General features: G+C 33.5%; 17 protein-coding genes and 1 other RNA gene. 8 read left to right on the top strand and 10 right to left on the bottom strand.

Annotated features, from left to right (window positions below):
* Nucleotides 1–24: 24 nt before the first annotated feature.
* Both UMM65_RS05640 and UMM65_RS05645 read left to right on the top strand, forming a co-directional pair.
* Nucleotides 25–936: a FecR family protein gene (locus UMM65_RS05640; RefSeq protein WP_321975511.1), complete on the top strand. Its 912-nt coding sequence runs from the start codon at nucleotides 25–27 to the stop codon at nucleotides 934–936.
* Nucleotides 929–3439 carry a TonB-dependent receptor plug domain-containing protein gene (locus UMM65_RS05645; RefSeq protein WP_321975512.1) on the top strand — a complete coding sequence of 837 codons (2511 nt, stop codon included), beginning with the start codon at nucleotides 929–931 and terminating at the stop codon, nucleotides 3437–3439. Before UMM65_RS05640 ends, UMM65_RS05645 begins: the two co-directional genes overlap by 8 nt.
* Before the next feature lie 318 nt (nucleotides 3440–3757).
* Here UMM65_RS05645 and UMM65_RS05650 read toward each other — a convergent pair whose 3' ends face one another.
* Together UMM65_RS05650 and ssrA are read right to left on the bottom strand one after the other, a co-directional pair.
* The gene (locus UMM65_RS05650) at nucleotides 3758–4000 is read right to left on the bottom strand and encodes a GIY-YIG nuclease family protein (RefSeq protein ID WP_321975513.1); all 243 of its coding nucleotides are present in this window, start codon (nucleotides 3998–4000) and stop codon (nucleotides 3758–3760) included.
* 120 nt (nucleotides 4001–4120) lie between these two features.
* Nucleotides 4121–4515: a transfer-messenger RNA gene (ssrA, locus tag UMM65_RS05655) on the bottom strand.
* A gap of 331 nt (nucleotides 4516–4846) precedes the next feature.
* Here ssrA and UMM65_RS05660 point away from each other — a divergent pair.
* The 3 genes from UMM65_RS05660 (at nucleotide 4847) to UMM65_RS05670 (ending at nucleotide 6735) form a co-directional block, all read left to right on the top strand.
* Nucleotides 4847–6052 (top strand): NAD(P)-dependent oxidoreductase, encoded by a 1206-nt coding sequence (locus tag UMM65_RS05660; RefSeq protein ID WP_321975514.1) that lies wholly within the window; start codon nucleotides 4847–4849, stop codon nucleotides 6050–6052.
* Complete coding sequence (locus UMM65_RS05665) at nucleotides 6049–6273, top strand: DUF3820 family protein (RefSeq protein WP_321975515.1); 225 nt, start codon at nucleotides 6049–6051, stop codon at nucleotides 6271–6273. The genes UMM65_RS05660 and UMM65_RS05665 overlap by 4 nt, the downstream gene beginning before the upstream one ends.
* Before the next feature lie 99 nt (nucleotides 6274–6372).
* Entirely contained in the window at nucleotides 6373–6735 is a 363-nt protein-coding gene (locus UMM65_RS05670; protein WP_321975516.1) for a nuclear transport factor 2 family protein, read from the top strand.
* A gap of 40 nt (nucleotides 6736–6775) precedes the next feature.
* Here UMM65_RS05670 and UMM65_RS05675 read toward each other — a convergent pair whose 3' ends face one another.
* Genes UMM65_RS05675 through UMM65_RS05695 form a run of 5 tightly spaced genes read right to left on the bottom strand, consistent with a single transcriptional unit; the run spans nucleotide 6776 to nucleotide 10212 of the window.
* Nucleotides 6776–7444, bottom strand: a complete 669-nt coding sequence (locus tag UMM65_RS05675) for a DUF1361 domain-containing protein (protein WP_321975517.1) — start codon at nucleotides 7442–7444, stop codon at nucleotides 6776–6778.
* Complete coding sequence (locus UMM65_RS05680) at nucleotides 7434–7826, bottom strand: hypothetical protein (RefSeq protein ID WP_321975518.1); 393 nt, start codon at nucleotides 7824–7826, stop codon at nucleotides 7434–7436. Before UMM65_RS05680 ends, UMM65_RS05675 begins: the two co-directional genes overlap by 11 nt.
* The gene (locus UMM65_RS05685) at nucleotides 7823–9220 is read right to left on the bottom strand and encodes a DUF4153 domain-containing protein (RefSeq protein ID WP_321975519.1); all 1398 of its coding nucleotides are present in this window, start codon (nucleotides 9218–9220) and stop codon (nucleotides 7823–7825) included. The genes UMM65_RS05680 and UMM65_RS05685 overlap by 4 nt, the downstream gene beginning before the upstream one ends.
* 51 nt (nucleotides 9221–9271) lie before the next feature.
* Nucleotides 9272–9571 carry a winged helix-turn-helix domain-containing protein gene (locus tag UMM65_RS05690; RefSeq protein WP_321975520.1) on the bottom strand — a complete coding sequence of 100 codons (300 nt, stop codon included), beginning with the start codon at nucleotides 9569–9571 and terminating at the stop codon, nucleotides 9272–9274.
* Complete coding sequence (locus UMM65_RS05695; protein ID WP_321975521.1) at nucleotides 9571–10212, bottom strand: hypothetical protein; 642 nt, start codon at nucleotides 10210–10212, stop codon at nucleotides 9571–9573. The genes UMM65_RS05690 and UMM65_RS05695 overlap by 1 nt, the downstream gene beginning before the upstream one ends.
* A 106-nt stretch (nucleotides 10213–10318) precedes the next feature.
* Between UMM65_RS05695 and UMM65_RS05700 the strand changes: the two genes are divergently transcribed.
* Nucleotides 10319–10684, top strand: a complete 366-nt coding sequence (locus UMM65_RS05700; RefSeq protein ID WP_321975522.1) for a DUF1801 domain-containing protein — start codon at nucleotides 10319–10321, stop codon at nucleotides 10682–10684.
* 204 nt (nucleotides 10685–10888) lie between these two features.
* The gene (locus tag UMM65_RS05705; protein WP_321975523.1) at nucleotides 10889–13441 is read left to right on the top strand and encodes an adenosylcobalamin-dependent ribonucleoside-diphosphate reductase; all 2553 of its coding nucleotides are present in this window, start codon (nucleotides 10889–10891) and stop codon (nucleotides 13439–13441) included.
* A 207-nt stretch (nucleotides 13442–13648) separates the two neighbouring features.
* Here the strand turns inward: UMM65_RS05705 and UMM65_RS05710 are convergent, their stop codons facing one another.
* Entirely contained in the window at nucleotides 13649–14686 is a 1038-nt protein-coding gene (locus UMM65_RS05710; RefSeq protein WP_321975524.1) for a transglutaminase domain-containing protein, read from the bottom strand.
* 49 nt (nucleotides 14687–14735) lie between these two features.
* Nucleotides 14736–15554: a 3-deoxy-8-phosphooctulonate synthase gene (gene kdsA, locus UMM65_RS05715; protein WP_321975525.1), complete on the bottom strand. Its 819-nt coding sequence runs from the start codon at nucleotides 15552–15554 to the stop codon at nucleotides 14736–14738.
* A 163-nt stretch (nucleotides 15555–15717) separates the two neighbouring features.
* Between kdsA and UMM65_RS05720 the strand changes: the two genes are divergently transcribed.
* Nucleotides 15718–18360: an AsmA-like C-terminal region-containing protein gene (locus UMM65_RS05720; RefSeq protein WP_321975526.1), complete on the top strand. Its 2643-nt coding sequence runs from the start codon at nucleotides 15718–15720 to the stop codon at nucleotides 18358–18360.
* 163 nt (nucleotides 18361–18523) lie between these two features.
* Here the strand turns inward: UMM65_RS05720 and gldA are convergent, their stop codons facing one another.
* A complete protein-coding gene (gldA, locus tag UMM65_RS05725; protein ID WP_321975527.1) occupies nucleotides 18524–19417 on the bottom strand; it encodes a gliding motility-associated ABC transporter ATP-binding subunit GldA in 894 nt (297 codons plus the stop codon).
* Nucleotides 19418–19482: the final 65 nt, after the last annotated feature.

Raw genomic sequence — 19482 nt, forward strand, 5'->3', positions numbered from 1 at the left:
TGTTTTTAGGTTAAATAATACTCAATGAATCAAGACGAAATACTAAAAAAATGGTTAACAAATGACCTTAATACTGAGGAATTAAAGGCGTTTGAAGAAGATGTTGACTTTGAATTAAATTCAAAAATCATAGAAGGAGCTGAAGCGTTTAAAGCATCAAATTTTTCGGAAACAAGATCGTATGAACAGTTTAAAACGATTCGTGATGGTAAGACAGAACCAAAAGTAGTACGTTTTAGCCCTAATAAAGTTTTATTGAGGGTTGCGGCAATAATAGTTATTAGCCTAGGATTATTCTTTACTTTCTTTAATAATAGGACTACCACAATTAAGACTTTGGCCAGTCAAAAACAAACTTTTGATTTACCGGATGCCTCTACGGTGATTTTAAATAACCTCTCTACAGTAAGTTTTAATAAAAAAACCTGGGAAGAGAAAAGAGAATTAACCCTGAAAGGAGAAGCCTTTTTTAAGGTTGCCAAAGGATCTAAGTTTGATGTAAATACCAGTGCTGGCGTAGTTTCTGTACGCGGAACACAATTTACCGTAAATCAACGCGATAGTTTTTTTGAAGTCAAATGTTTTGAAGGGGTTGTACATGTAGAAAGTGGCGATGTTAATCAGATATTAACCATCGGTAAATCTTTGAGTATTCGCAATGGTAAATTAAAATTGGATGAGATCAAACAAACAGAACCAACTTGGATCACTGACAGAAGTACTTTTAAAAGTATTCCGTTAATTGAAGTATTGAATGAAGTAGAACGACAATTTGCCGTAGAAATTACCGTTAAGGATATTGATACTGAACAATTATTTACGGGCGGCTTTACCCATTTAAGCCTTGAGCAGGCACTTCAATCTATCACGAGTTCATTCAACTTAAAGTATAAGAGAGAAGGTCCTACAAAAATACTTTTATATTCGAGTGAATAAATTAAAATGCTTTGTACTTATACTTTATCTTTTTAATTCCTCCTTGTTGTTGGCACAGGACAACAACGATAAAAAACCCCTTGTCCAAATTTTAGTTGATATTCAACAACGATTGGATTGTCAATTTACCTTTGCAGATCAAACTATTAAGAATATCTATATTTCATCTCCTGATCCGAATTTAAATTTAGAAAATACCGTTGAGTATCTCCGAAAGTCAACGGGACTTAAATTCACTTTTTTTGATGGTAATTATATCACTATTAATAAAATTAATGATTCTTTCAACATTTGTGGGTATCTGGTCGATCAGTTTGATAAAACACCTGTAAATTCAGCTTCCATTGTTGGAGATAATGATGCTACAATTTCGAACGCTAAGGGCTTCTTTAGTCTAACGGTAGAAGATAAAAATGAAATCATAGAGATTAGGCATTTAAGTTATGCTCCCTTAATCTTTTCATCGAGTGATTTTAAATCTAATAGTTGTGATACTATTGTACTACGTATCCAAAATGAGTCATTGGAAGAAGTTATCTTGGCCAATTATATTGCCAAGGGTATAGACAAACTTTCTGACGGTAGTATGTCCATAAATTTCAAAAAATTTGATCTTGTACCAGGTTTGATAGAAACAGATGTATTACAGACAGTACAGGCCTTGCCAGGAGTTCAAAGTTCTGACGAAACGGTATCAAACATAAATATTAGGGGCGGTACACATGCTGAAAATCTGTTATTGTGGGATGGTATAAAAATGTATCAATCGGGACATTTTTTCGGATTAATTTCCATGTTTAATCCTTCAATTACTTCTAAAGTATCTCTGATAAAAAACGGGACCGGGGTTGATTATACTGACGGAGTTTCGGGCACCATACTCATGAATACCGATGATAAGATTGCAAAAAAAATATCAGGAAGTTTTGGGGCAAATTTTACCAATGCCAATGCTTTTATCGATGTTCCGCTTGGAGCAAAATCTTCAGTACAAATTGCCGCTCGAAAAGCGATTAATGACTTTGTAGAAACGCCTACCTATTCAGCTTATTATGATCGTGTATTGCAAGATAGTGAAGTAGATAATAACACTACGAAAGTTGAACATTCTGGAATTACTTTTGATTTTTATGACACTTCTGTACGTTGGTTATACCAACCCAGTACTAAAGACTTAATACGATTTAATTTTATCAAGGTCAATAATAAATTAATTTTTAATGAAAGTGCGGAGCAAAATCAACAAACTAGCTCAAGAGAGAGCCGATTGATTCAGAACACAACCGCCGAAGGTCTCCATTATCAAAGAGATTGGACGAATAAATTCAGAACCAGCCTTCAACTTTATGAAACCGATTACCGACTCAACGCGATAAATGAGGATGTTTTAAAGGATCAACGTCTGGAGCAGGAAAACAAGGTTTCGGAGTCTTCTGTAAAATTTAAAACAATCTATGTAGCCAACCCGAAATGGACCTATATCAATGGCTATCAATTTATAGAATCTGGCATATCTAATCTTACCGATGTAGATGATCCAAGATTTTTAACTTTAGAAACTGAGGTAATTCGTGAACACGCTTTATTTTCTAGTGTTGATTTTAAATCTGAATCAAACGATACACAAATAAAAGGTGGATTGCGGTACGCCTATATAGAAAAATTTAAAAAGCACTTGATAGAGCCCAGACTAGTGATTAATCAACGGTTCGCGGACTTTTTTAACCTAGAAATAGCCGGAGAGCTCAAACATCAAAACACTTCTCAAATCATCAATTTTCAAAACGACTTTTTAGGAGTTGAAAAGAGAAGATGGCGTTTATCAAATCAACTAGAGGTGCCTGTAATCCAAAGTAAGCAAGCTTCTTTGGGAGTGAGCTTTTCCAATAGAGGGTGGTTGATTAGTGCTACTGCATATCACAAAAATGTAGATCAAATTACCTCGCAAAGTCAAGGTTTTTTAGGTCCTCATATTTATGATCAATCCATTGGGTCTTATGCCGTAAATGGAATGGACGTATTGATTAATAAGAGAATTAGAAAGGTGAGTAGCTGGTTGAGTTACTCTTATGGAAAAAACACTTATACTTTTGATGAATTTAGTCCATCACAATTCCCAAATAATGTGGATATCACTCACGCAGTAACGTTGGGATCCACATTTTCTACCACAAGCTTTAAATTTTCAGCAGGGCTCAACTATTATACAGGTAAACCAACTACGCGTCCTATAGAAAATCAAACCGTAGAAGAAAACACCATTCAATATGAAGCTACCAACAGCAGTCGACTTGAAGACTATTTACGTTTAGATGCATCTGCGGGATATAAATTTAAAATAACCTCAGGAATTAGAGCTAAAGTGGGTGTTTCAATTTGGAATGTACTGAATCAAGACAATGTAATTTCTAATTTTTATCGCGTTCGTGATAATCAAATTGAGCAGGTAACAAAAAGTGCATTAGCTTTTACTCCAAATGCTGTGTTTAGTATTTTGTTTTAACCGAAATATTCTTTGTTTTCAAGTAGATATATTATGGAAAACAAGCTTGTAACTGTTGGATATTTTAAAATTTTATTGGATTAAAAACATACCAACTAGTACTTTTACTTATATAAAGTATTGAAAATCAGTTAGGTTTATTGTTGATTTTATTTTATTAAATACGATAGGGTTTAAAAGGGTTTAAAGAAGTCTTAAGCCGAAGGATTGGCCATTGTCCGACCTAAATGCATCCATTACTGCAATTATAATTACTTGTTTGTTCCAAATTTGGTCTCTTAAATAACAAAATCTACTCAAGTAAACTTGGCAGTTTTTTTAAATTAACCTTTTATTTCTAAAAGCAATACCAGAACCTGATTTTAAATATTTTTCAAAATCATAAGCTTTGTATTTGTCATAAAAAACAGCTTTAGTAACAATATGAACAGGAAGTCTTGTTTTGGTGTAATTCACATAACCTTTTTCGTGTTTTGATAACCGATCTTCAAAATTGTTGGTACAACCTGTGTAATAAGTATTATCGTTACAAAGTAATATATAAACGGTCCATTGTTCCATAATAGTAAGGTTTAAGGTGGACGGTGTCCACCATAGCCCAACTCAGAAATATATAATAATTCGTTGATAAATTAAAAAGCCCTCCTTCGCATTTTCTTACGAAAAAGCTTCGGAGGGCGAAGGTGGAGATGGAGGGACTCGAACCCTCGTCCAAACAAGCAACTAAAGTGCTTTCTACATGTTTAGTTTTCGTTTGATTTTCGTCTAAAAGCTGACCGAAAACCGCCTACTTTTAGCTTAGCTTCTTAAATTTCGAAACACTATCGAAGCCTAGCATTTCTATGTTAATTTTTACGATGTCTCTAAGTTGAACGCCATTAACAAAGGCTTTCAGGAGACATAAAGCTTCTCTACCTTGTAGAGACTTGGCTAAATCCTACTATAATTCAGATTATGCAGCTAGAGCGTAGTTATTCTCGCCGTTTAAAGTGTTGAAATTGAGTTTTACGAGTACTATTTCATTGCTCGACATGCTTACAGTTTAACTGATCTTGCTGTCAAAACCGGTCATCCCCTTAATGAAATAGGTACGTTTTACGTACCGCAATTGAATTAATACTGAATTTATTTCAGGAACTCATCAATTTTATTTCTTATCCAGAAGGATTTTACAAAGGTACGCAATATTTTAAAATCAAAACTTGTTAAATACCTTATTTCATAATACCTTGCAACAAATTTTATACCAAAACTTAGAAAGGCTGAAAGCAGGAAGACAGAAGACGGAAGCCAAACGTGTTTTGTTTTTTGAGTATTGTCCCCTTGAGGGGACTTTAGGGGTGTTTTACGAGATTTAAATGGTATAATCAATCATTTTGGTTTTTAAAAGAAATATTTATACAGCATATGAAATTTGCCTTAATAAAAGAGCGTAAAAACCCGCCAGATCGTCGTGTGGTTCTGTCGCCCAATGCCTGCCAAAAATTAGTAGGAGAATATCCTAATGCCGAGGTAATTGTCGAATCTTCCGATATCAGGGTTTTTAAAGATGAAGAATATAAAGAGCTAGGAATTACCGTTGCTGAAGATGTATCGGATTGTGATGTTTTATTGGGTGTAAAAGAAGTTCCAATTGAAAATTTAATTGCTAATAAATCATACTTTTTCTTTTCGCATACCATTAAAAAACAACCCTATAATAGAGATTTGTTAAGAGCTATGCTCGACAAAAACATCACGTTTTACGATCATGAAACCATTACCAATTCTAAAGGACACCGTTTGATAGGTTTTGGATATTATGCGGGGGTGGTTGGTGCCTATAACGCCTTTAGGGCTTATGGACTTAAATTTGGAGGGATTGAATTACCAAAGGCGGACGATTTAAAAAACGGGATAGAATTAGAGAAGGAGTTAAACAACATAAAAGTGCCTGCAATAAAAATTGTAGTAACCGGTACAGGTAAAGTGGGTGCTGGAGTTAGAGAAGTTTTAGAGATATTAAAAATTAAAGAGGTTTCGGTTAATGACTATCTAAAGAAAGAATTTGACGAACCTGTTTACGTGCAATTGGATGCACTAGATTATAATACTCGCATAGACGGAAGACAATTAGATAAATATGATTTTTTCGAAAATCCAGAAGAATACAAGTCAACATTTATGCGTTTTGCTAAAGTAAGTGATATTTACATTGCGGCCCATTTTTATGGTGAAGGTGCTCCACATATCATTACACATAGAAATACAAAATCGGTTAATTTTAATATAAAAGTAATTGCAGATATTAGTTGTGATATTGACGGTCCTGTGGCACCAACAATAAGACCTTCTACAATTGCCGATCCTGTTTACGGATATAATCCAGAAACTAGACAAGAGATAAATTTTAAAGACGAAAATGCCATCGTGGTAATGGCTGTTGACAATTTACCCTGCGAACTACCCGATAATGCCAGTCGCGGATTTGGCTCAATGTTTATGAAAGATGTAATTCCCGCTTTTTTTAATGGAGATAAAGACGGGGTCTTAAAACGAGCAAAGGTTACGGAAAACGGTAAGCTGACCAAAAATTTTAAATACCTTCAAGACTATGTTGATGGCAAAGAATGATGCAAGACAAACAATTCCTTATCGACCTAGCCAACACCAAAATGCCTTATGGTAAATTTAAAGGTAGAGACCTTATAGATTTGCCCGAACATTATATAGTTTGGTATCACGCCAAAGGTTTCCCAAAAGGCAAATTAGGCATGATGCTCGGCTTGGTTTACGAATTAAAATTGAACGGTTTGGAGCATTTAATAAGGGAGATTAAAAGGCGTGAAAAATAGTGTTAACAAATTTAAATTTTTGTTAAATGAATTTTGTTCGTAACAAATGCAGCTTATTTTTTCTAACTTTAGAAAATATTAACACTAAATCTTAAAACTATGAGCACACAAAAAGTAGCCAATCGATTGGTCGAACTAATGCGACAAGGAGATGGTATGACCGCAATAAACGAGTTATATGCCGATAACATTGTAAGTAAAGAAATGCCAGGCTTTCCAGGTGAAGTAACTTCGGGTAAAGAAGCCGTTACCCAAAAAAGCATTGATTGGTTTAATAATGTACAGGAGTTTCATAAGGGTGAAATTTCCGATCCTCAGGTTGCGGGAAACCATTTTTCGTGCACCATGGATTTTGATGTTACTTTCAAAGACAGAGGTAGGCAACAAATTGAAGAAATTTGCGTCTATGAAGTCAATGATGGAAAAATTGTAAACGAACAATTTTTTTATGCGATGCCATAACTCCAACTTACTTTGATACAACAAAAAGGCAATGACAAGTTCATTGCTTTTTTGTTGTATCAATTTCTCTATAATCAGCTCGTATTAATTTTAACAATATAAACCCAAATAAAAATAATATTCCATACCCAAAAGTTACGCCCCAAGTGCCAGGATGTGATAAAGGATTAATAATTCTATCAATTATATCTAACATTAATAATTTTGGGTTTGATATGACATCCCAACTGTTCCATCTTAAAAATCTACCTAAATAAATACCAAATCCTGAAAGTAATAATGTAACTATTGTTATCAGCCAAGTTAATTTTAATGAAACTCTGGTTAAAAGATGTTTGTGCATATCATAAACAGATAAGAAAAACAATAATAAACCATTCAATGCAAAAGACAATATTAGTAACAGGTCAAACCAGATAGGCACATTTGTTTGATGTTTTAGGTGGAAAATATCGGTAATAATATACGATGCGTTAGGTAAAAACAACAGCCAAACTATAAAGGCCGAAACAAAACTAAAATTCTTTAGCCTTACCTTACTAATTATTGTTGTAATACAATAAGGGACATAAGCCAATATCAAATTCCATATAAGGAATAGATAAAAATAGGATGTTGTAATCCATGCTCGAAATAGTACTAGAGCTAAGCAATAACTAGAGAATAACAACAGCAAGAGCTGTAACTTTTTTTGAGAATTATTTTTCATTTTTATCGGGTTTAAAAAACCATATCCAAGCGAACATAGCGGTTATGTAAGCAATACCAAAGATTAGGGAACCTATTATAAAATCGATTGAAATAGCCATAATAAAACAAATACTAAAAAAGAGTGTGGCGTAAAAAGGAAAATAGACCTTAAACTTTAACTCTAATTTATCTGATGATAAATAATAAAAAGGCAAAATTGTAACCCATATAGCAATAGTGCTTATAGTAAATGTAATTACACAAACAATTAAGAGTGCAGGTATAATTTCTACAATAATTATTGGAGTATCTTCGACACTATATATTCCCAGGACAAATAATACTGATGCCAACAAAGAAGATTTAAACGCTGTTGTCAATGATTTTGAAAGAACATTCATTTTTCGAGCTTTAAATTATCAAACACCAATTCTTGCCATTTCTTATTTTCTAGCCTTCTATGGTATTGGCTGTATTTGTTTTCTATCTTGTTTTGAGCAGTTAAAGGGGGTTTATTGGGTGTTGTATCTTTAAACTCCTTCAGCATAAAAGTGTTGTTATCAGAAAGGCTTATTAAATAATCAAAATCCGTGTTGTTTGCATATTCCGTATTGTATTTTGTTATTAATTGATCCCAATTTACAGTTGTTGAAATAAGTAATAAGAGAAGTCCGATACTTATATTCTTTCTACATAAAAACCAGAAATTTAATGTGGAATATACTTTAATAAAAGTAGTTATTAAGCCAATTAGAGCAAGTAGCAAATACACAAAAACACCAATTCTCTTATATGTTAACCCATGAAAACTTACGTATATGTAATTTTTGTAGACAGTAATGAAAATTAGGAAAATATTTAGGGCAATCCACAAAGTGGTTAGTGTTTTTAGGTTATTATTTTTCTCGTAGAAATTAAGGTTTCCTCTAAAAAAATACAGAATTATACCGATGGCAAAAAAGATTGAAGTAATTAACGCATATATACCTTCATGCACGGTTTTTGATAAATCAGGAGCATTAAGATCAGTTAATCTTGACAAATATACGGTGTCGGTAATTAAGAAAAATAGGATTAGTAAATTTAAGAGTACAAGTAGTATAATGCCTAATTGGTTTTCTTGCTCTAAATCCTCTAAGGGCTGAGGTTTTATACCTTCTTTGTTTAGAGTGTTGAGAGTTTTAAGATCATATTCTGTAATCGGTTCAATACTAAGCGGACTTGTAATGTTTAGTAATAAAAAATAGCCTAATACGGTAAATAAGACCCATTGTAAATTAATAAAGCTAAAGTCAATGCTTTTAAAAAGTTCATTAAAATATGGATTAGCACTTCTATACAAAATAACAAATACCAAAAGGACAATTATTGGAATTCCGACCATTTTAAACCAATAGATATAATTGATGTTTTTCTTTTTTACGGCTTTGGTTTCGTCTATTAGCCGATTATAGTAGATGGTAAATCCAGCCGCTATTGAGGAGAAAAACCCATTTAGGATTTGAATATATACTGAAGATTTTTCTTCGCTCAATGTTCCTAAAAGATAAAAGAAAGCAATAATCGACGACAGTACACTTAAGGTGGAATTGTAAATAAAAACGAACCCCGCCATGATTAAAAAAGATAACACGGCAACAATAACTCTTATTGATATAAACTTCTTTGCATTAAAAACTCCGAGAAGACCAACAGTAAGCATTGAAAATAGTAAAAAATTAAGACCCAGATTTTGTTTAAAAAACAATAGACTAAAGAAAAAAGAGCCAACGAGCAATGAAATGTTTTTGTTCATGATTTTAAAATTAAAAGTACTTTGAAATACAAAGTATTGTGATAAAAAAATTTAAGATTTATTATTAATAATCCGCTCTAAGGCGGTTAAATGTTTTTTAAATTCTAATGTGCCCAGATGAGTGGCATTATATTTTGTATTTGTTTTTTTACCGATAAACGATTTTCTTATCTTTACGTAATCTGCTTTTTCCAAGGCTTTAATATGGCTCGCTAAATTTCCATCCGTTACATCAAGCAAATCTTTTAACGTATTGAAATCTAAGGATTCATTGACCATTAGAGCTGACATAATACCTAGCCTGACACGGTGGTCAAAAAGTTTGTTTATATTTTTTAAGATGTCTTTCACTATTTACTTCTCTCCATTTTAAAGTACATCAACCCTCCGTAAATTATATGTAAAACCCCAAACCCTAGTATCCAGAATAATAATCCATTACCAAAAAACACCAAGGCCAATAACCCCAATAATATTTCCAGCAACCCTAAAAACCTGACTTGACTTAATGTATATTTACTTGCATTAATTAAGGCTAATCCGTAAAATATCAATGCAGCTGGGGCAGCAATACCATATATTCCTTTTTGAACCAGAAGAAAAATAAACACACCTCCCGTAATCATGGGTATGGCAAAGCTACTTAAGAGTTGACGAGATGCTGGCGTCCAAATTTTTTCGTTGTTCTTTTTTGCTTTTTGTTTGGTCAGGAAATAGGCAGAAATAACCGATAAAAAAGCTACAAGCAATGCAAGACCGATTAAAGTACTTTTTAAATTAGCAATTGTGTCGTAGTTGCTTCTTAGTGTTTTTTCACTATAATCGAAAGTATAGTTAGATGTTTCTAATATTTTATAGGTAATAAATGCTCCTATTAACGCATAGCATCCAGCCAATATGCCCGAGAGCCCGCTTAGAGATAAAAACCTTGTAGAGCGGTTCATTATATTTTTAATCTCTGAGATGTCTTTTAAATAATCTTTATCACTCATAATAAAAGTACTTTGAAATGCAAAGTTAATTGAAAATTTTAATTGTACAACTTTTATGGATTAAATTTAGATTTTCTTAAATTAGTTGCAGTTTCTAAAAACAAATATGAATCCCGCAGAAAATTATATTTTAAATCAACCCGAACCTTATCGTTCCATATTATTACACTTGCAAGTAATCATTGAAAATACAATTAAAGATGTTGACCTTAAATACAAATATAGAATTCCATTTTACTATATTAATGGGAGACCCTTCTGTTATCTAAACGTAAATCAAAAAGAACGGTTTGTAGATTTAGGCTTTTGGAACGCTGCCCATTTAACCGTCAATTTAGAATATATGACCACTGCAAAACGTAAAATGATGAAATCGCTGAGGTATAAATCATTAAAGGAAATCAACGAAAAAATTTTAATCGAAATACTTAAAGATGCTTATGCGGTAAAAGATAAAAAGTTCTATAAATAACAAGTCAGAACGAATAAAATTATCTGAGACCAAGAAAAATGCACGCTTTAAAAACTATCAAAAACTATCCAATTTTTAAAATAATGCCTTAAAAAAGTTTTCAACGAACTGTGTAAAATTTTGTTATTAACTATCTCCTATCTTCTTAAAATGAGCAATATTCTGTATTATTTTTGAGAAATCAAATTACTAAAAAAAAGAAAAATGTCTGTAGAAACTATCAAAACCAAAGCCAAAATTTATGATTATCAAGAAGTATTAAAGACTTCGTTAGCTTATTTCAACAATGATGAATTAGCTGCTACCACTTGGATTAACAAATATTGCCTAAAAGATAAAAATGGTAATTATTTAGAAAATTCGCCAGATCAAATGCACAAACGTATGGCGGAAGAGTTTGGAAGGATAGAAGAAAATTACATTCCTACAGATAAAGTTACAGACAGTTTATCTACTTATGGAAAAACGAGAAAACCATTAACTACAGAAAAAATATATGATCTTTTCAAAGAGTTTAAATATGTAATTCCGCAAGGAAGTGTTATGTACGGTTTAGGTAATAAGGAAGTAATCGCTTCTCTTTCTAACTGTATCGTTGTGCCTTCGGTAATGGATTCTTATGGTGGTGTTTGTTATACCGATCAACAATTGGCACAATTATTTAAAAGACGTTGTGGAGTGGGTGTTGATTTATCGGAATTACGTCCAAAAGATGCTTTAGTTTCGAACGCAGCCGGTACTACCACGGGTGCTGTTTCTTTTATGAACAGGTTTTCAAATACTACACGCGAAGTGGCTCAAAATGGTCGTCGCGGTGCATTAATGTTAACCATGGATGTAGCTCATCCAGACATTGAGGATTTTATTACCATCAAGCAAGATTTGACTAAAGTTACAGGGGCCAATATTTCCATCCGATTATCTGATAAATTCATGAACGCTGTTATAAATGACACCAAATTTACATTGCAATGGCCTATTGAAAGTGCCGAACCAAAATACACCAAAGAAATTGACGCAAAGGAATTGTGGCAAAAAATTATAAAATGTGCCCACAATACAGCCGAACCAGGATTGATTTTTTGGGACAAACAACATCATTATTCAACTTCGTCGGTGTATCCTGAATTTAAAAATAGTTCTACTAACCCTTGTTCTGAAATTGCTATGCAAGGAGGTGATAGTTGTCGTTTAATTGCTGTTAACTTATTCAGTTTTGTAGAAGAACCTTTTACTAAGAAAGCTAAATTCAATTTTAAAAAGTTCTACGAAGTTGTGTATGAATCGCAACGATTAATGGATGATTTGGTAGATTTGGAATTAGAGGCGGCCGATAAAATTTTGGCAAAAATAGAGGCAGATCCAGAGCCTGACCACATAAAACGTACCGAAAAAGAAATTTGGCAATTATTGTCGGAAACCGGTAAAAAAGGAAGACGAACCGGTTTAGGTTTTACTGCTTTGGCAGATGCAATTGCAGCTTTGGGAATTAAATTTGATACCGAAGAGGCTTTAACCGTTGTTGATAAAATAATCAAGGAAAAATTTACTGCCGAATTTGACAGCAGTATAGATATGGCTATCAACAGAGGCCAGTTTGAAGTATTTAATAGAAATATTGAAGATACTTCGGAATTTGTGCAAATGATGAGCAATGAATTCCCTGATCTTTATGCAAGAATGATGGAAAATGGCCGAAGGAATATTTCAATTAGTACTGTGGCTCCAACTGGCTCGTTAAGTATGTTGGCTCAGGTTTCTTCAGGAATTGAACCAGTATTTCTGTTGTCGTACGTACGCCGTAGAAAAGTTAATACGAGCGACGAAAATGCAAATGTTGATTTTGTGGATGATTTGGGCGATGCTTTTGAAGAGTTTACTGTATATCATAAAAAGTACGAAACTTGGATGAACACAACTGGCAAAACCGATGTAAAAGATAGTCCGTATGTTGGTGCAACCGCCCCTGAAATTGACTGGAACAAACGTGTGGAAATGCAAGCTTTGGTTCAAAAATATACTACACATTCCATTAGTTCTACCATTAATTTGACATCTGACGTAACGGTTGACAAAGTAGGTGATATTTATATTGAATCATGGAAACAAGGCTTAAAAGGGATAACCGTTTACAGAGATGGCTCTAGAAGCGGAATTTTGGTTAAAGCGGATGAAAAGACAGAAAATAATGAGGTTTATACCGAAGAAACATTAGTGGCCAAAAGACCGGAAAAAATTGAAGCTGAAATTATTAGGTTCCATAATGAGTCCGAAAAATGGCTAGCGGTTATCGGCTTAATCGAAGGTAAACCTTACGAAATTTTTACGGGTAAAATGAAAGATGCTTTTAACTTGCCACAATGGGTAGAGAAAGGATGGGTTATAAAAAATAGAGATGAAGATGGTGTGGCACGATATGATTTCCAGTATATTGATAGTGATGGTTACAAAACCACTATTGAAGGATTGTCCAGATCTTTCAATAAAGAATTTTGGAATTATGCCAAATTGATTTCGGGCGTATTGCGTCATGGTATGCCAATGCCTTATGTGGTCGATTTGATTCAGAATTTAAACCTTTACGACGATCATATCAATACTTGGAAAAACGGTGTTGCAAGAGCCTTAAAACGTTTTATACCTAAAGATGCAGAAGTTAAAGACAAGAAATGCGGTGAGTGCGGAGATCCTGAAGGATTGGTTTTCGAAGAAGGCTGCCTAAAATGCAAAAGTTGCGGCATGTCTAAATGTGGGTAAAAGTTATGAGTTCAGAGTTACTGCGATATTGGAAAATCCCAGAACAGAATTAACAATTTTTGAATTTATAAGTTAAAAAACAGAATTTAATCGATAACCATTGTCCACTTGAGGGGACCTTAGGGGTGTTTACACTATTAGAACACATAAACAAATCCCAAATTCCAATTATCTTTAAGTTGGAATTTGGGATTTCTTTTTTTAATTTTATTTTCGTTTTACATAAAACTCCAAAATCGGTTTTTGATTAGCGAAAATGTACAATTCTGAATCGCTATTCTTAGTAAAGGGAATGTTGAACGTACATTGTTCATTATTGCAATTAACCTGTATTTTTTGGCTGTATTTATCACCTTTAAAGGCATAATATAAATTAATATTTTGAGGGATGTTGCCCATTAAAAAAGTAATATCATTATTTGTGGAAACCTCAATGGTACCAGATTTGGGTGAAATCAATTTCAATTTATTGGTAAAGAAAGATTTTTTGAAAATAGGTAAACTAAAAAATTGTTTCTTGGTAAGGTCTATGTTGGTTAGCAACCATTCTTTTTCACTAGGATAATGGGTTAAGGCAAACTTTTCAGGATCGGTAAAAAAATAAAAATCGTCAAACTTGGCGGTCCATCTGTTGCCATTAGTAGAGCCCGCGCCCCAAGTAACATCCACCAAATACCATTTTTTATCTATTTTAACGGTATTCCAAGCATGGTTTTCTGCTGCTGGTGGATTATTAATATCGGTGACATCACCTTTGGCGTAGCCGCCTATAAGTTTACACTGTATGCCTAAATGCTCAGAAACTTCTTTAAACGTTTGGGCATAGCCTTCACAAATCGCTTTTTTTGACTTTAGGGTTTTATTGACAATACTCTTGTTTATAGCTTTCATTTTTCTATCAAAATCGACTTTAGAAGTATAACTAAAACCTATTTCGGTCTGTCCGCTTTTAAAAGATGCCATATCATAACGAATATTTAGGCACAGCCAAGTGTATAAAGCACGAATTCTGTCCTTTTTGGTGTCAAAATCTTTTAGGATTTGTTCTGCCAATTGTGATGAACTATTGTAGTTTGCCCCGTAATCTCTTACTTTGGCATCAACGGTATTGAAATCACTGTTGAATTGTTCCGACAAATTATGAGAGGAACGTTCTGAATTTAAATGCCCGGCAATTGTGAATTCTTGCCCGAACAACAAATTAGAACACAGTATGAATAATAAGTATATAGTTAAATGTCTCACAATAAACTATATAACAATGTTTCAATTAAAAAATTGTGTTTTTATGATGTTAAAGTATGTTAATCACCTTCCTTATCGCCACTAAATTGGTCAACAATTTTTCCAGATGGTCTAAGTGGAGCATATTCGCACCATCAGATTTTGCGTTGGCAGGATCAAAATGGGTTTCTAGAAAGAGGCCGTCAACTCCTGTGGCAATTCCAGCTCTGGCAATAGTTTCTATCATTTCCGGTCTGCCACCCGTAACTCCGGAAGATTGATTTGGTTGTTGCAGGGAATGTGTAACGTCCAAGACCGTAGTTCCAAATTGTTTCATGGTCGGGATGCCCCTAAAGTCGACAATCATATCTTGATAGCCGAACATTGTGCCTCTATCGGTTATCATAACATTGTCGTTACCACTTTCAATTACTTTATTTACAGCATGTCGCATACTTTCGGCACTCATAAATTGCCCTTTTTTAAGGTTGACAACCTTACCCGTTTTAGCGGCAGCAACTACCAAATCGGTCTGACGTACCAAAAATGCGGGTATTTGCAATACATCTACAAATTGAGCTGCCAAATAGGCATCACCGCTTTCGTGGATGTCCGTAACCGTGGGTACATCAAAAGTTTTGCTTACTTTTTGTAGTATTTTCAAGGCTTTTTCATCGCCAATACCACTAAAACTATCTACTCTGGAACGGTTTGCCTTTTTAAAACTACCTTTAAAAATGTATGGAATTTCTAATTTATCGGTAAGGGTAACTATTTTTTCCGCAATGCGTAATGCCATCTCTTCCCCTTCAATGGCACAAGGCCCAGATAATAGAAAAAAGTTGTTGCTTTCTGCGTGTTTTATATTGGGAATTAGAGAAATATCCATAGATTATAATTTGTCGCAAAAATACAATATTTTACGTTTTCCTTAACAATACAATTCCCAAATGAAAATTAGTTTTGCGAATTGCACTAACAATAAAATCTAATGCGTTAAAATGCGTTATGTGTGTATTGTACTTTTGCATTAAATTTCATGTTAAATATTTATGAAGAAAATAGTTAAAATACTTGGAATAATTCTAGTGGTAATTATAGCTGCTGTATTTATTATTCCCATTGTTTTTGAAGGGAAAATTATTGAAATGGTTAAGAAAACGGCCAATAACAATATTAATGGAACGTTAGACTTTGCGGATGCCGATTTGAGTATTTGGAGCAGCTTTCCTAGTGCCGAGGTAACATTAAATAATACTTCACTGGTAAATAACGCCCCTTTTGAGGGTGATACTTTGTTCCAGGCAAAACAAATTGATTTAAAATTACCAATTGTTCAATTGTTTAAAAGTGGTGCTGACATCAGCATAACCACATTTACAGTTGAAGAGGCTAATTTGGCGATAAAAATTGATGAGAACGGAAATGCTAATTACGATATTGCCAAAGAAACCGAGAAAACATCAAATACCCCAGAAAGTGAACCGACTCAATTGAATTTAGAAGGATATACCATCACCAATAGTAAAATATCCTATAATGATGCATCAAGCAAAATGACTTTCTTGTTAGATGACTTTAATCACAAAGGTGAAGGAAATTTATCTGCGGCAACATCAAAGTTAAAGACCCAAACTGATGGACTTATTTCGTTGGAAATGGATAGTGTAGCCTATTTAAACAATAACAAAATTGATTTGGAAGCCCTAATCGGCATTGACTTGAACGAAAATAAATACACTTTTTTAGAAAACAAAGCTTTGATAAATCAATTGCCATTGGTTTTTGACGGATTTGTAAAAATCAATGAAAAAAACCAAGAGGTAAATATTAATTTTAAAACTCCTTCTTCTGATTTTAAAAACTTTTTGGCCTTGATTCCCGAAGTGTATTCAAAAAATATTGAAGGCGTTCAGACCACAGGTAATTTCGACGTTAATGGTAAGTTTGAAGGTGTGGTTGATGAAACCCATATCCCAAAATTTGATATTGTTATCAATTCGGATAATGCGTCGTTTAAGTATCCTGATTTACCAAAATCTCTACAAAATATAAATATCAATACCAAAATAGCCAACGAGACAGGATTGGCAAAAGATACTTATGTAAATATTGATACGCTATCATTCCGTTTGGATAAGGAAGTGTTCAATGCGTCCGCCAAGTTGACCGAAGTTACCGAAAACATGAAGGTTAAAGCCCATTTAGATGGAAATATCAATTTGGCAAATTTAGAGCAAGTATATCCCGCAGATGTTGTTAAGGATTTAAAAGGAAATCTGGCAGTCAATGCCAATACATCCTTTGATATGAATTCTATTGAGAATAAAAAATATGAAAACACACGTACTTCTGGCACTTTTACATTAAAGAATTTTGAATATGTTTCTGCTGAATTGAGCGATAAATTGGTTATTGATAATACTTCGTTAATATTAAGTCCTAAAACGGTAAAACTAAACAGTTTTGATGCGAAGCTGGGAAAGACGGACATTCAAGCTACGGGCAATATTAACAATTTGATTGGTTTTCTGTTCAATAAAGAAGAAATTGAAGGTCGTTTTTCTTTAAACTCAAATATTTTTTCGATAAATGATTTTATGGTAGCTGAAACGGATAAAAAAGAAGATGAACAGGAGGCAGAAAAAAATACTTCCAAAAAAGAAAGTATACAAATTCCATCGTTCTTAAACTGTACTATTGATGCAAAGGCAAATACGGTTTTATATGATAATATTACTTTAAAAAATGTTTCAGGTACGTTGTTGATAAAAGATCAAACGGCAACCTTAAAAAATATGAAATCAAATGTATTTAATGGAGTTATCGGCTTTGAGGGAAATGTATCAACCAAAACAGCAATACCAACATTTGCGATGAATTTGGACATGAACAGTCTAAACATTGACGAATCGTTTAAGCAGCTGAATTTATTGGAAGCCTTAGCACCAATCGCTAAAGTAATACAAGGAAAATTGAACACAAACATTAGTCTTTCAGGGAATTTAAAAGACAATTTTACACCCGATTTGAATACGTTGTCTGGTAAGGCCATTGCTGAACTGGTGAGTTCAAAACTTTCATCAGAAAATTCGCCAATTATTTCAAAATTAGAAGAACAACTTAGTTTTTTGGATACTAAAAAATTGAATTTGAACGATTTAAAAACAGCGTTGACTTTTAAAGATGGTAAAGTGCAAGTGAATCCGTTTTCTATTAATTATGAGGATATTAAAATTGATGTAAGTGGTGGCCATGGTTTTGATAACACCTTAGGCTATGAGGCGGTAATTAACGTTCCAGCAAAATATTTAGGCAGTGATGTAACCAAGTTGATAGCCCAACTAAGCGAGCAAGAAGGTGAAAACATTAAAATACCTGTAAATGCAATGATAACAGGTAAATTTAGCAATCCTGAAATAAAAACAGACTTTAAAGCAGCGGTAACCGATTTGACTAAACAATTGGTAGCCAAACAAAAGGAAAAATTGATTGATAAGGGCAAAGATAAAGTTGGAGATGCTTTGAAGGATTTACTTGGTGGAAAGGACAAACCCAAGGATAGTACGACAACTTCTGTAGCTACAGATTCCGTTAAAAAGCCGAAAACAACACCGAAAGTTGAAGATGTAGCAAAAGACGCTCTAAAAGACTTGTTCGGGAAGAAGAAAAAGGCAAAGGATACTATTAACTAAAGTTGGAAGATCCGAAAACGGAAGATCGAAGTGAAATTTTGAGATTGAATTTTTAAAACTTAAAACAATATATTGCCGAAACTATTGTCCCCTTGAGGGGACTTTAGGGGTGTCCACGCCCTATATAAAGCAGTTTTTAAACTGTGAACTTCCGACCTTCTAGCTATTTTGTCAAACTCCTAAACAAACTTTCCAAATCTTGATTTTTAAGGCTAGATTGCAACAGTTTTAACCCGTTGTCATGGGCAAAATCGAAAATGGCAGGACGCATATCTTTGCTTGTATTAAATGTTAATTGCCAAATATTATCATGGATGTTCTCTACACTTTTTAACTTTGGAATTTGATTGAGCAACTGTGGTTCAACACGTAAATCGAATTCGACTTCAATAACCTGTTCTTTATCTCCTTTAAGTTCGTTTAGTTTTTTATCGGTTACAATTTGTCCCTTATTGATGATAATAACACGGTCACAAACCGCTTCAACTTCTTGCATAATATGTGTTGAAAACAATACAGTTTTGGTTTTACCGATTTCTTTGATTAAACCCCTAATTTCAACCAATTGATTCGGGTCTAAACCAGTTGTAGGTTCATCTAAAATCAATACTTCAGGATCGTGTAACAAAGCAGCAGCCAAACCCACACGTTGGCGATATCCTTTAGATAATTGTCCGATTTTTTTATGGGCTTCGGGTGTTAAACCCACTTGTTCTATAACTTCTTGAATCCGTTCTTTTGAAACCCTGTGTACCGAAGCGTTAAATTGTATATACTCTTTTACATACATGTCTAAATACAGCGGATTATGCTCAGGCAAATACCCAACAGATTGTTTTACTAATATAGGTTCAGTAGCCACATTATGTCCATTTACCATAACTACACCATCCGAAGCATTGATGTAAGTTGTAATAATTTTCATCATGGTCGATTTTCCCGCACCATTTGGCCCTAAAAAACCTACGATTTCGCCCGAGTTTATTTTAAAACTAACATTGTTCAATGCTTTTTGCGTTCCGTAAATTTTACTGATTTGTTGTACTTCTATTGACATGCTGATTTTTTAGTTTACAAAGTAACGAAAGTTTGTGGAAATAAATATTTTTTAATATTCATAAT

The sequence above is a fragment of the Aureibaculum koreense genome, from assembly GCF_034296135.1.
Taxonomy (GTDB): Bacteria; Bacteroidota; Bacteroidia; order Flavobacteriales; family Flavobacteriaceae; genus Aureibaculum.

What these genes read in the sequence shown, in the direction of transcription:
- UMM65_RS05700 (WP_321975522.1), top strand. Translation starts at nt 10,319, where the DNA reads ATGAATCCCGCAGAAAATTATATTTTAAATCAACCCGAACCTTATCGT.
- UMM65_RS05665 (WP_321975515.1), top strand. Translation starts at nt 6,049, where the DNA reads ATGATGCAAGACAAACAATTCCTTATCGACCTAGCCAACACCAAAATG.
- UMM65_RS05675 (WP_321975517.1), bottom strand. Translation starts at nt 7,444, where the DNA reads ATGAAAAATAATTCTCAAAAAAAGTTACAGCTCTTGCTGTTGTTATTC.
- UMM65_RS05685 (WP_321975519.1), bottom strand. Translation starts at nt 9,220, where the DNA reads ATGAACAAAAACATTTCATTGCTCGTTGGCTCTTTTTTCTTTAGTCTA.
- UMM65_RS05640 (WP_321975511.1), top strand. Translation starts at nt 25, where the DNA reads ATGAATCAAGACGAAATACTAAAAAAATGGTTAACAAATGACCTTAAT.
- UMM65_RS05680 (WP_321975518.1), bottom strand. Translation starts at nt 7,826, where the DNA reads ATGAATGTTCTTTCAAAATCATTGACAACAGCGTTTAAATCTTCTTTG.
- gldA (WP_321975527.1), bottom strand. Translation starts at nt 19,417, where the DNA reads ATGTCAATAGAAGTACAACAAATCAGTAAAATTTACGGAACGCAAAAA.
- UMM65_RS05720 (WP_321975526.1), top strand. Translation starts at nt 15,718, where the DNA reads ATGAAGAAAATAGTTAAAATACTTGGAATAATTCTAGTGGTAATTATA.
- UMM65_RS05660 (WP_321975514.1), top strand. Translation starts at nt 4,847, where the DNA reads ATGAAATTTGCCTTAATAAAAGAGCGTAAAAACCCGCCAGATCGTCGT.
- UMM65_RS05650 (WP_321975513.1), bottom strand. Translation starts at nt 4,000, where the DNA reads ATGGAACAATGGACCGTTTATATATTACTTTGTAACGATAATACTTAT.
- UMM65_RS05695 (WP_321975521.1), bottom strand. Translation starts at nt 10,212, where the DNA reads ATGAGTGATAAAGATTATTTAAAAGACATCTCAGAGATTAAAAATATA.
- UMM65_RS05705 (WP_321975523.1), top strand. Translation starts at nt 10,889, where the DNA reads ATGTCTGTAGAAACTATCAAAACCAAAGCCAAAATTTATGATTATCAA.
- UMM65_RS05670 (WP_321975516.1), top strand. Translation starts at nt 6,373, where the DNA reads ATGAGCACACAAAAAGTAGCCAATCGATTGGTCGAACTAATGCGACAA.
- kdsA (WP_321975525.1), bottom strand. Translation starts at nt 15,554, where the DNA reads ATGGATATTTCTCTAATTCCCAATATAAAACACGCAGAAAGCAACAAC.